This is a genomic window from Yoonia sp. SWMV100 (assembly GCF_056108365.1).
In genome coordinates, this window is record NZ_JBWBAQ010000007.1 from 19,513 (window position 1) to 32,000 (window position 12,488).

Here is a 12,488-nt window from a genome sequence, read left to right on the forward strand (position 1 = left end):
TTGCCATTGGGGTTCGGTGGAATATCTGTTGGTATAGTGATGATATAGTTCAATCGGAGGAAAGTCATGGCCGATCACGCCGATCTTGTTGCCCAAATCGAAAGTCTGGGCGCAAAACTGCAAGAAGCGCGCACCAGTATCGGCGCCCGATTTATTGGCCAACCGCGGGTTGTTGACCTGACCCTGACCGCGCTGATTTGTGGCGGCCATGCCGTTCTCATTGGGTTGCCCGGCCTTGGTAAGACGATGCTCGTGGATACGCTGTCAACCGTCATGGGCCTGAACGGCAACCGCATTCAGTTCACGCCAGATCTGATGCCTGCCGACATCTTGGGCTCGGAGGTTTTAGAAACCTCCGACACTGGCGCGCGCAACTTCAGGTTCATCGAGGGACCGATTTTTTGCCAGCTTTTGATGGCTGACGAAATTAACCGCGCCTCACCCCGGACCCAATCGGCGCTGTTGCAGGCGATGCAAGAAAAAGAAGTCACAATCGCGGGGCAGCACCGCCCGCTTGGGGTTCCGTTTCATGTTCTCGCCACGCAAAACCCGATTGAACAAGAAGGCACCTATCCGCTTCCCGAAGCCCAGCTCGACCGCTTTCTGGTACAGATTGACGTGCCCTACCCCGACCGCGCGACCGAACGCGATATCCTGATCGCCACCACCGGCGTCACCCAAGCAAAAGCAACAGCCGTCTTCACCGCGCAAGAACTGCTTGATGCGCAAACCCTGCTGCGCCGGATGCCTGTGGGCGAAAATATCGTCGAGATGATCCTTGATCTGGTGCGTGCTTGCCGCCCGGACGCTGATGCGCCAGACATCATTCGCCAAAACGTCAGCTGGGGACCCGGCCCGCGTGCGGCGCAGGCGTTGATGCTGACAGTGCGTGCGCAAGCCCTGCTTGATGGACGCTTGGCGCCCTCTGCCGAAGACGTGCTGGCGATGGCGGTCCCGGTTCTGGAACACCGGATGGCGCTGTCCTTCGCGGCGCGGGCGCGCGGTGAAAACATCGCAGACATCATTAACACCGTTGCGGCCCAGATCACGCAGGTCGCAGCCGCCGCATGACCGCACCGCTGACCCTTCGCGCCTCTGCCGAAACATTGGCCGCCCCGCTGCCCGCGCTGTTGGCGCAGGCAGAGCATTTGGCGACCACAGTTTTGCTGGGCGATCACGGACGGCGGCGCGCCGGGGTCGGTGATACGTTTTGGCAATACAGACCCGCGCAATCCCACGATGCCGCCCGCACGATTGATTGGCGGCGATCGGCGCGGTCGGACGCCAACTTTGTGCAAGACAAAGAATGGCAAATCGCGCAGTCCGTCCTGCTGTGGGTCGATCAAGCCGCCTCCATGCAATTTCAGTCCGGCGATCTGCCCAGCAAAGGCCACCGCGCCCGGATGCTGGGGCTTGCGACCGCGATTCTTCTGATCCGCGGTGGCGAACGGGTGGGATTAACCGGCCTACGTTTACCCCCCCGCCGGGGCGACGCGCAAATCATGCAGATGGCACAACTTCTGTCCGAAGACGGCGACACCGACTATGGCAGCCCTGAAACCCAAGGGATGCTGCCTCATTCGCGCGCCGTGTTTATCAGCGATTTTCTAGGTGACATCGCCCCCGTCGAAGACGCGCTGTTGCGCGCCGCCGACCGCGGTGTACGGGGTGCGTTGTTACAGGTTCTCGACCCGCAAGAGGAAGACTTTCCCTTTGATGGCCGCACGATATTCACGTCGATGACAGGCGCCGTCGAACACGAAACCCTGAAAGCTGGCGACCTTAAACAACGCTATCTGGCGCGAATTGCCGAACGCAAAGACCGCCTCGCGCAACTGGCACGCCTCACCGGATGGCAATTTCAGACCCACCATACTGGGCAAGCCGCCACAACCGCCCTGCTGTGGCTTTATGGCGCATTGGAACGGCACGCATGACACTCCTTTCTTTCCCTCGCTTTGTCCCAAATACTCAAAAGGGCCACGTCTGATGTGGGTGCTTGGTCCGATCGGGTTCACCGCCCCTTGGCTGCTTTTGGGTCTGGCCGCACTTCCGGTGCTGTGGGTTTTGCTACGCGCCGTCCCCCCCGCGCCGGTGCGGCGACGTTTTCCCGGTGTGGCTTTGCTGCTGGGACTGAATGACGATGACAGCCAATCAGACCGCACCCCTTGGTGGCTGCTCCTGTTGCGGCTTTTGGCGGTGGCAGCAATCATTATCGGCTTTGCTGGCCCGGTCCTGAACCCGCAAGCCGCACGCGACGGCAAAGGCGATCTTGTGATTGCCCTGGATGGCACCTGGGCCGGTGCTGCCAATTGGCAGGCACAAATCGACCGGGTTGATTCACTGTTGGCCGAAGCCGCCGTCGCAGATCGGCGTGTCGCGGTTATCACGCTCACCGACCTGCCCGCCGATGCGGTCCCGTTTGCGGCACCAACAGACTGGCAAAACAAGCTTCCCAACCTGAAACCACAGCCGTGGCAGCCTATTGATCCGGCTCCTTATTTCGCGACACAAGCGGGCAAGTTTGAAACCTATTGGGTCTCGGACAGCCTCGATTTCACCGGACGCGATACGCTCTTGGCCACGTTCGAAGCTGCCGGTCTGGTCACGGTCTTTCAAACGCCACGCCAAACGATCGCGCTGCGCCCCGCACGTTTCGAAGACGGTGAGGTCATCGTCTCAGCCACACGAACCCCTATCGGCGGCGCGGCTGAAACAACGATTGCGGCCATAGGGCTGGACCCCGCCGGGGTCGAACGACACCTTGCCACTGTCACTCTGGGCTTTGCGGCAGGCGACGGCGATGCGGAAACGGCCCTCGTGTTTCCCCCCGAACTGCGCAACCGCGTCACACGGTTTGAAATCACTGGCACGCGGTCAGCGGCTGCCGTCAGCCTCACCGACGATGCGCTCAAGCGGCGCGAGGTCGCGCTGATCGCGGGCAGCGATAACCGCGAAGCACTCGACCTGCTTTCACCGCTGTTCTACCTGCGCGAAGCCCTCGCACCCACCGCTGACCTGATCGACGGCACGATGGCGGATATTCTGGTCGCCAATCCGGATGTGATCGTGCTGGCGGATGTCGCGACAGTGCCCCAATCAGATGCGGTGCTGGACTGGGTCGAAAATGGCGGGATGTTGCTGCGGTTTGCCGGGCCACATCTGGCCGCCAGCGACCTTGGGCGCACCGCCGAAGACCCGCTACTGCCCGTCCGCTTGCGATCAGGCGGCCGCACCGTCGGCGGCGCAATGAGCTGGGGAGAGCCGAAGACCCTTGCGCCCTTTGACGAAAACAGCCCGTTTTTCGGATTGCCGGTGCCAGATGACGTTATGATCACCAGCCAAGTGATGGCGCAGCCCGATCCCAGCCTTGCCGACCGTGTGATTGCCCAACTCGCGGACGGAACCCCGCTAGTCACGCGCAAAACCGTTGGCCAAGGCCAAATTGTCTTGGTCCATGCCACTGCAAACGCTGAATGGTCGACCTTGCCGTTGTCAGGTCTGTTTGTGCAAATGCTGGAACGTCTGGCTGTTTCGACTCGCCCGGCAACCCCCGATGCGGCTGAACTGGACGGCACCACGTGGCTGCCCAACAAAGTGCTGGATGCCTATGGTCGCCTGAACGATGGCAGCGCACTGCCCGGTGTCGCAGGTGATCTGCTGGCAAGCGGTGTGACCGGCCCCGCGCTACCGCCGGGCCTTTATAATGGCGCGGATCGGCAGTTGGCGATCAATGTCATTCGCGCTGACACGGTTTTGAAACCTGCCGCGTGGCCGGCACGTATCCCGGTCGAAGGCATGGCCGCCGCGCGCGAAACCCGGCTCAAAGGGGGACTGATCGGCGGTGCAATTATGCTGCTACTGCTGGATGTCATCGCATCTCTTGCCGTCGGTGGCCGTCTGCGCGGTCCCCGTGCCGATGTGGCCGCTGCAATTGCATTAATGCTTATCTTTGCACCGGACGCGCAGGCACAAGTGTCCGATGATTTCGCAATCGGGGCCACGTCGCAGGTGGCATTAGCCTATGTCGTGACAGGCGATGACGCTGTCGACACTGTGTCCTTTGCGGGCCTGACAGGCCTTTCCCAAACGCTGTTTCAACGCACGACGATCGAACCGGCGACAGCCTTAGGTGTCGATCTGGAACGTGATGAACTGGCGTTCTTTCCGTTTATCTATTGGCCGATCACGGCGGATCAACCGCTGCCATCGCGCGAAGCCTATGTCAAATTGAACCGTTACTTGCGATCCGGCGGGATGATCATGTTTGACACCCGCGACGCAGACACCGCGCGTTTCGGGTCCGGATCACCCGAAGGGCGCAAACTGCAAGCGATCGCGCGGTCGCTCGACATTCCGGCGCTGGAACCGATCCCGTCGGACCACGTCGTCACCCGCAGTTTTTATCTGCTACAGGATTTTCCGGGCCGCTATGCCAGTCGCGATGTCTGGGTCGAAGCCGCGCCTTTGGATGCTGTCCAAACCGAAGGGATGCCGTTCCGCAACCTGAACGACGGGGTTACACCCGTTATCATCGGTGGCAACGACTGGGCCAGTGCATGGGCCGTTAATTCGAACGGCAGCCGTATGTTCCCCGTGGGGCGCGGCACGACAGGCGAACGCCAACGCGAAATCGCGCTGCGCTTTGGGGTTAACGTGATCATGCACGTGCTGACAGGCAATTATAAATCCGATCAAGTCCATGTGCCTGATCTGCTGGATAGGTTAGGGCAATGACACAAACGATCATCTTTGATCCGCTTTTGTCGTGGATCATCATTGCGATTGCGGCGGGGGTCGTCGCCTTGGGCTTTGGCGTTGCACTATGGCGCCGCTTACCCGGAAGCTGGATGCGCGGTTTGGCGGGGCTTGCGTTGATCGCGGCACTTGCAGGCCCGTCGCTGCAACAAGAAGACCGTGCTGCGCTGTCGGATATCGTGGTGCTGGTCGTCGACGAAAGCGCGAGCCAACGGATCGCGGGTCGCCCAGACCAAAACGCGGCAGCCATCGCCAACGTACAAGACGAAATCGCGCGCCAACCCAATACCGAACTGCGGATTGTGACGCTCGCTGATGGCGAAGGCGACACCGGCACCGCACTGATGACAAAGCTGTCCGAGGCATTGTCAGAAGAACCGCAAGCCCGCATCGCCGGAGTGATCCTGCTCAGTGACGGGCGGCTGCATGACATTGATCGCGCCCCCCGCCTGCCCGCGCCACTGCATCTGCTGTTGACGGGCACCCCTGACGATTGGGACCGGCGGCTGATCGTGTCGTATGCGCCGGCATTTGCGATTTTGGGCGAACAGGTCGTGCTGACCCTGCGGATCGAAGACCAAGGTGCCGCACCGGGCGACGCCTTTGCCGATCTTTCCATCGCGATCGACGGCGAAGCCCCGGTTGCGCTGTCGGTGCCCATTGGACGCGATATCGAACTGCCGATTGAACTGCCCCATGGCGGGATGAACGTGCTGCAATTTGCGACGCCCGGCGTTGATGGCGAACTGACGCCGCGCAACAATGCCGCTGTCGTGCAAATCAACGGCGTGCGCGATCGGTTACGCGTATTGCTGGTGTCGGGTGAACCACATGCAGGTGAACGCACGTGGCGCAACCTGCTAAAGTCCGATCCAACTGTTGATCTGATCCACTTTACCATTTTGCGCCCGCCTGAAAAGCAGGACGGCGTGCCAGTGAACGAATTATCGCTGATCGCCTTTCCGACCCGCGAATTGTTCCAAGACAAAATCGGCGATTTTGACCTGATCATTTTTGACCGCTACCGGCGGCGCGGCATTCTGCCCTCTGCTTATCTGGACAATATCCGGCAATACGTCGAAGACGGCGGCGCGGTTCTGATCTCGTCCGGTCCGGAATACGGTGCGGCAGAAAGCATTTATCGGTCGCCTCTGGGGCAAATTTTGCCCGGCGCACCGACCGCCCGCGTCTTCGAAGAAGGCTTTACCCCGCAGATCACCGATATTGGCGCCCGCCACCCGGTGACCGAAGGTTTGGCCGACCTATTTCCCAACGCCGCGGGCAACGGGCCGGGTTGGGGCCGCTGGTTCCGACTGGTTGACGTGCTGGTCCCGGCAGAGGCAACAACCGTGATGTCAGGGCTTGATGATCGGCCTCTGCTGATCCTCAACCGTGTCGGCGAAGGGCGCGTGGCGCTGATGGCCTCTGACCAAAGCTGGCTTTGGGATCGCGGCTATGAGGGGGGCGGGCCGCAGCTTGAATTGCTGCGTCGCCTCGCGCACTGGATGATGAAAGAACCCGAGCTTGAGGAAGAAGCGCTTTGGGCCGAGCCGACCGGTCAAACCATGCGGATTATCCGTCGCACACTTGGCGAAGACTCTGGCGATATAACGGTAACCCATCCTGACGGCACCGAGACGGTTTTGACGTTAGAGGAAGTGTCGCCGGGACGGTTTGAAACCCTGTGGAACGCGCCCGAAATCGGGCTCTATCGGTTGGATGATGGCACCTTGTCCGCCGTTATCGGCCTAGGGCCTGCGGCACCGCGCGAATTTGAACAAACCATCGCGTCGGATACGACACTGCGACCGCTGATAGATACGACAGGCGGCGGCGTCATGCCCGTGTCCGCGGGCGATATCAGCATCCGTGACGTTCGTCCCGGTCGCCCGGCATCAGGGCGTGGCTGGATCGGGATCACGCCGCGCGGGGCCTATCAAACCGCCGATATACGGATCACGCCCATCCTGCCCGCATGGGCATGGCTGCTGCTGGCGTCTGTACTGATTATCGGGGCGTGGCTGCGAGAAGGACGGCGTTAAACCGCAATACGTGGCGTCCCTGATACCGCTTTTTGATCTGCAAAAAACCGGAGTGTGACCGGGTGTTGGTATTGATCCGGATCGAACAGTTCGGCGCGTCAGTAAGGCCACGGGGTGCGGGTCGCGCCCAAATACCGCAATTTTAAAGTATTTTTCCCATCAAAATACTGCGCGGGATCGACGCGAATTCGCGGGTCCACACGATCCAGACCGCGACCGAGGTCGCGATCAACAATGCCGTCGGCCCAATCAACCACGCCAAAGCAGCAAGCGCAAAGTACATCGCCCGCAGCCCACGGTTAAAGTTCACCGCAGCACGAATGTTCAATTCACCGGCTTGGGCGGCGCGCGGGTATGCGCTGGGGTCCGCTGGGTCATTCGGGACAGCCGCCATCACCACTGCGCAATAGCCGAACACACGATTGGACCAGACAAATTTCAAAAACGCGTTGGCCAAAAACAGCACCACAAGGCCCAGCTTTACTTGCCAGATCACTTCGGGGATCGCGGTATCCGACACCTCGGCGGCGACCCCACGCAACGGATCGGTATTACCGATCAACGCCAAAACACCCCCCAGCGCCAGCAGACATGTCGACGCAAAAAACGACGTGCTTTGGCGCAAGCTGCCCAAAATCTGACTGTCAAAAATGCGCGGCTGACGTTCGACGAAAACCTTCATCCAGTCGCGTCGATGCTGCGACATAAGCACCGTGACCGATGGGAGCGTCCCACCAGAGCGGTCAATCAGCACGCCAAGGCTGTACCACGCCACGATCATCAGCGCGGCCGCAGCCCAGTCAAAGACGGTCAAAAGACCCAAGTGTTCGTATAATGTCATACGTTATCACTACCCATTCCCCAGAAGACTTGCCATATCCAAAAATTGGTAATATATTATTACCAATAACGGAGGCCACCCATGGAAATGCCCGCACCAAACGCCAGCGTCATCGCCCGCAAAGACCAAATTGTGCGACGTCTAGAGGCAGTTTTGCCCAAGGCCGCCGTCATTTCCGACGTCTCTGAAACACGCGCGTACGAATGTGACGCGCTGACCGCCTACCGCTGCCCGCCGCTGTGCGCGGTCCTGCCCAGCAGCACGGCAGAGGTCGCAGCCGTTCTTAAGATTTGCCACGAAATGGGTGTGCCTGTGGTGCCGCGCGGGTCGGGGACATCACTGGCGGGTGGCGCCCTGCCGACCGCTGATTGCGTGATTCTGGGCGTCGCCAAAATGAATGGTGTCATCGAAACCAATTATGCCGACCGCTATATCCGGGTACAAACCGGGCGCACGAACCTGTCGGTCACGGGCGCCGTCGAGGAAAACGGGTTCTTTTATGCCCCCGACCCGTCCAGCCAGCTTGCCTGTGCCATTGCGGGCAATATCGCAATGAACTCCGGCGGGGCGCATTGCCTGAAATACGGCGTCACGACAAACAACCTGCTCGGTGTCACCATGGTCTTGATGGATGGCACCATCATCGAGATCGGCGGCGCGCATCTGGATGCTGGCGGGCTGGATTTGTTGGGTGTGATCTGCGGATCCGAGGGACAATTGGGCGTCGTGACCGAAGCCACCCTGCGCATTCTCCCCAAACCCGAAGGCGCGCGACCTGTGCTGATGGGTTATGATGACAACGAAACCGCAGGCCAGGTGGTGACCGACATCATCAAGGCGGGCGTGTTGCCCGTCGCGATCGAATTCATGGACCGCCCCTGTATCGAGGCGACGGAAGCTTTTGCCAAAGCAGGCTATCCCATGTGCGAGGCCCTTCTTATCGTCGAGGTCGAAGGCTCAACAGCGGAAATCGACGCCCAACTGGCCCTGATCATGGACATCGCACGGTCCCACAACCCGGTAGAATTACGCGAAGCAAAATCAGCAGACGAAGCCGCACGGATTTGGCTGGGCCGCAAATCGGCGTTTGGCGCAATGGGCCAGATCAACGACTATATGTGCCTTGATGGCACGATTCCGGTGTCACAGCTGCCCTTTGTGCTGCGCCGCATTGGCGAAATGTCCAAGGAATACGGATTGGGTGTCGGTAACGTGTTTCACGCGGGCGACGGCAATATGCATCCGCTGATCCTGTTCGACGCCAACAAACCGGGCGATCTGGAACTTTGCGAAGCCTTTGGCGCGGATATTCTGCGGCTATGCGTCGAAGTCGGCGGCTGTCTGACCGGCGAACACGGGGTCGGGATCGAAAAACGCGACCTGATGACGGTGCAATATGACCCTGCCGACCTTGACGCGCAAATGGCGATCAAGGACGTGTTTGACCCAAAATGGCTGTTGAATGCGGCCAAGGTGTTTCCGCTGGCCAGTTCATCCGACAGACGTGCTGCATGACGGGGGCATTGCCCCCGGCCCTGACGGGCCTCCCTCAGGACATTTATACGCGAAAGAAGCCATGACCCCAGCAACAGAAAATGAACTGGCCGAGATGATCAAGGCGGCCGACGGCCCGTTACGTATCACCGGCGGCGGCACGCGCCCGATTGCCCCCACCGACGGCACGGCGCTGCACACCACCGGCCTGACTGGCATCTCGCTTTACGAGCCCGGCGCGCTGACCATTGTGGCCAAGGCAGGCACACCGCTGGCCGCGATCGAAACCGCGCTGGCCGCCGAAAACCAGCGCCTTGCGTTTGAACCGATGGATCACCGCGCGCTGTTGGGGACGACAGGCATACCCACCGCTGGCGGCATGGTTGCCGCAAATGTATCCGGCCCGCGCCGGATTTCAGTCGGTGCCTGCCGTGATTTTCTGCTGGGCGTGCGTTTTGTGGATGGGGCCGGACAAATCATCAAAAACGGTGGCCGTGTCATGAAAAACGTCACCGGGTATGATCTGGTCAAATTGCTGGCGGGGTCCTACGGCACCTTGGGCGTGCTGACCGAGGTTTCATTAAAAGTCCTGCCGGATGTCGCCACCCAAACCACAGTTGTGCTGGATGGGCTGGATGACGCGCGCGCCGTTGCCGCGATGTCCGCGGCGCTGGGGTCACCTTACGAGGTGACAGGCGTGGCCCATGATCCGGCAACAGGCAAAACACGGTTCCGCCTTGAAGGGTTTGACGCCTCGGTTGCCTATCGTAGCGACGCTTTGGCAAAGGTTTTAGCGCCCTTTGGCACCGCAACTTTGGTCGAAAACTTTGACTGGTCTGCGATCCGTGATGTCACCGCCTTTGCCGAAAAGCCCGGCGATGTCTGGCGCGTCAGTGTAAAACCATCAGACGCGCCCGCATTGGTCGCAAAGATGGGCGCAAAAGCCGTGCAATATGACTGGGGCGGCGGATTAATCTGGGCACTGACTGACGGCGGCGACCTGCGAGCGCGGCTGGGCGGGTTTGCGGGCCATGCAACATTAATGCGCGGCGGCGGTGGCCTGCCCGTTTTTCAACCCGAACCTGCCCCGATCGCAGCGATCACAGCGGGATTGCGGGCAAAATTCGACCCACGGGGCATTCTTAACGCAGGGGCAATGGGCTGATGCAAACAAACTTTACGCCACAACAGCTGTCCGATCCGGGCACCGCGCGCGCCAACGACATTCTGCGCGCCTGTGTCCATTGCGGGTTTTGCACCGCGACCTGCCCGACCTATCAGGTGCTCGGGGATGAGCTGGATAGTCCGCGTGGGCGGATCTACCTGATCAAGGACATGCTGGAAAACAATCGCACACCCGACGCAAAAACCGTCCAACATATCGACCGCTGTTTGTCATGCTTGGCCTGCATGACGACCTGCCCGTCTGGCGTGCATTACATGCATCTGGTGGATCATGCGCGTGCCTATATCGAAACGAACTATAACCGGCCGTGGTCGGACCGGGCCTTGCGCTGGATGCTCGCGCATATTCTGCCCTATCCAACGCGGTTCCGGCTGGCGCTGCTGGGTGCGAAAATCGGGCGGCCCTTTGCGCGTTTCATGCCGGACCCACGTTTGCGGGCGATGCTGGAAATGGCACCCAAAGTGATCCCGCCTGTCAGCCGCAATGACGACCCGCAGACCTTTCCAGCGCGCGATAAAAAGATGCGGGTGGCGCTGATGACGGGCTGTGCGCAAAAGGCGCTGAACACGGATATCAACGATGCCACCATCCGCCTGCTGACCCGTCTTGGCGCCGAAGTCGTGGTGGCCGAAGGTGCCGGGTGCTGCGGCGCGCTGACCCACCACATGGGCAAAGAATCCGAGAGCCACGCCGCGGCGGCAACAAACATTCGCGCGTGGGTGCGCGAAATGGACAACGGGCTTGATGCGATCGTGATCAATACCTCTGGCTGCGGCACAACGGTCAAAGATTACGGGCATATGTTCCGCAATGATCCGTTGGCACATGATGCCGCCCGCGTAAGCAGTATCGCGATGGATGTCTCTGAAATCCTGATGAAACTCGATCTACCGGTCGGCGCCGACAAAGACACCAAAGTCGCCTATCACGCGGCCTGTTCGCTACAGCATGGGCAAAAAATAAAAACTTACCCAAAAGACTTACTGAAGCGGGCCGGCTTCACTGTTCTGGAACCCGCAGACAGCCATCTGTGTTGCGGGTCAGCGGGAACCTATAATCTGATGCAGCCCGAAATTTCGGGGCAGTTAAAGACACGCAAGGTCGGCACCCTTGAGGCGTTGCAACCCGACATCATCGCGGCCGGCAATATCGGCTGCATGATGCAAATCGGTAGCGCGACACAGGTCCCCATTGTACACACAGTCGAACTGTTGGATTGGGCAACCGGCGGGCCAAAGCCACCCGCGTTATCAGGTGCAGGAAAAATGAAACACCCCGTGCCAATCCTGCGCTAACGCCACATTGCTGCCTTAACTGTCAGCGAAATTGATCCAAAGCAAAGGGGACAGCATGCGGCAATTGTTGATGTCAGCGCTTATGTTTTTGGCGACGGGCCTGCATGCGCAAGAATCCGACTTGGTCACCTTGCAAACGCGGCAAGACAGTCAAGGTTGGGAGGCCGTCGGCAGGCTTGATATTCGCGGAAAGGGGTTTTGCACTGCGGCCCTGATCCGCGAGCGATTGATTTTGACCGCCGCACATTGCCTGTTTGACAGCGATGGCAACGCCATTGACGCCAGCCGTTTTGAATTTCGCGCGGGTCTGCGCGATGGCCGCGCCGAAGCAACGCGCGATGTCATCCGCGCAATCGCACACCCCGAATATGTCCACAACCTGTCCTCCACAATCGGACCAGAGGTCGCGATGGATATCGCTGTTCTCGAGCTTGATCAGCCGATCCGAAGCACCCGCATACACCCCTATCTGATCGCGCAACGTCCGCTAACTGGCGATCAGGTTGGCGTGGTTTCTTACGGGCGCGGACGCGAAGAAGCGGCAAGTTTACAAGAAGTCTGTAGCGTCTTGGGCCGGCAAACCGGGATTATCGTGATGACATGTGATGTTGATTTCGGCTCGAGCGGTGCACCTGTATTTACGGTCCGCGACGGGGAAACACGGATCGCGTCCGTGGTGTCGGCCAAGGCGCAGGTGAATGGGCAAAAGGTTTCGCTTGGCACGTCGCTTGATGGTCCGTTATCTGCGCTGTTATCACATTTTGCGACCCTTGGGCCGGCACGTCCGGGCGGCACCCAACGCCTGCTCGGCACGATGGAACGCAATGAAACGGGCGCAAAGTTCGTGTCGGTCAATTAGCGCCACGTGGCCC

At 60.0% G+C, this 12,488-nt stretch carries 9 protein-coding genes; 8 read left to right on the forward strand and 1 reads right to left on the reverse strand.

Features of this window, described 5'->3' with window-relative positions:
- The first annotated feature begins 66 nt into the window (after window positions 1-66).
- The 4 genes from ACXJGX_RS14530 to ACXJGX_RS14545 are packed head-to-tail and all read left to right on the forward strand — an operon-like array spanning window position 67 to window position 6,800.
- Entirely contained in the window at window positions 67-1,071 is a 1,005-nt protein-coding gene (locus tag ACXJGX_RS14530) for an AAA family ATPase (protein WP_474782931.1), read from the forward strand.
- Window positions 1,068-1,937: a DUF58 domain-containing protein gene (locus ACXJGX_RS14535; RefSeq protein ID WP_474782933.1), complete on the forward strand. Its 870-nt coding sequence runs from the start codon at window positions 1,068-1,070 to the stop codon at window positions 1,935-1,937. The genes ACXJGX_RS14530 and ACXJGX_RS14535 overlap by 4 nt, the downstream gene beginning before the upstream one ends.
- A gap of 52 nt (window positions 1,938-1,989) precedes the next feature.
- Window positions 1,990-4,737, forward strand: coding sequence for a DUF4159 domain-containing protein (locus ACXJGX_RS14540; protein WP_474782935.1), 2,748 nt, complete (start codon window positions 1,990-1,992; stop codon window positions 4,735-4,737).
- Complete coding sequence (locus tag ACXJGX_RS14545; protein WP_474782937.1) at window positions 4,734-6,800, forward strand: hypothetical protein; 2,067 nt, start codon at window positions 4,734-4,736, stop codon at window positions 6,798-6,800. The genes ACXJGX_RS14540 and ACXJGX_RS14545 overlap by 4 nt, the downstream gene beginning before the upstream one ends.
- A 142-nt stretch (window positions 6,801-6,942) precedes the next feature.
- On the opposite strand, the gene ACXJGX_RS14550 is transcribed toward ACXJGX_RS14545, so the two are convergent.
- Window positions 6,943-7,641: a DUF599 domain-containing protein gene (locus ACXJGX_RS14550; RefSeq protein WP_474782939.1), complete on the reverse strand. Its 699-nt coding sequence runs from the start codon at window positions 7,639-7,641 to the stop codon at window positions 6,943-6,945.
- A gap of 81 nt (window positions 7,642-7,722) precedes the next feature.
- Here ACXJGX_RS14550 and ACXJGX_RS14555 point away from each other — a divergent pair, with 81 nt between their 5' ends.
- The 4 genes from ACXJGX_RS14555 to ACXJGX_RS14570 all read left to right on the forward strand — a co-directional run bounded on the left by ACXJGX_RS14555 (window position 7,723) and on the right by ACXJGX_RS14570 (window position 12,475).
- Window positions 7,723-9,156, forward strand: a complete 1,434-nt coding sequence (locus tag ACXJGX_RS14555; RefSeq protein WP_474782941.1) for an FAD-linked oxidase C-terminal domain-containing protein — start codon at window positions 7,723-7,725, stop codon at window positions 9,154-9,156.
- Window positions 9,157-9,217: 61 nt separating this feature from the next.
- The gene (locus tag ACXJGX_RS14560) at window positions 9,218-10,300 is read left to right on the forward strand and encodes an FAD-binding protein (protein ID WP_474782943.1); all 1,083 of its coding nucleotides are present in this window, start codon (window positions 9,218-9,220) and stop codon (window positions 10,298-10,300) included.
- Entirely contained in the window at window positions 10,300-11,616 is a 1,317-nt protein-coding gene (glcF, locus tag ACXJGX_RS14565) for a glycolate oxidase subunit GlcF (RefSeq protein WP_474782945.1), read from the forward strand. Before ACXJGX_RS14560 ends, glcF begins: the two co-directional genes overlap by 1 nt.
- Before the next feature lie 55 nt (window positions 11,617-11,671).
- Window positions 11,672-12,475 (forward strand): trypsin-like serine peptidase, encoded by an 804-nt coding sequence (locus tag ACXJGX_RS14570; protein ID WP_474782947.1) that lies wholly within the window; start codon window positions 11,672-11,674, stop codon window positions 12,473-12,475.
- Window positions 12,476-12,488 lie beyond the last annotated feature (13 nt).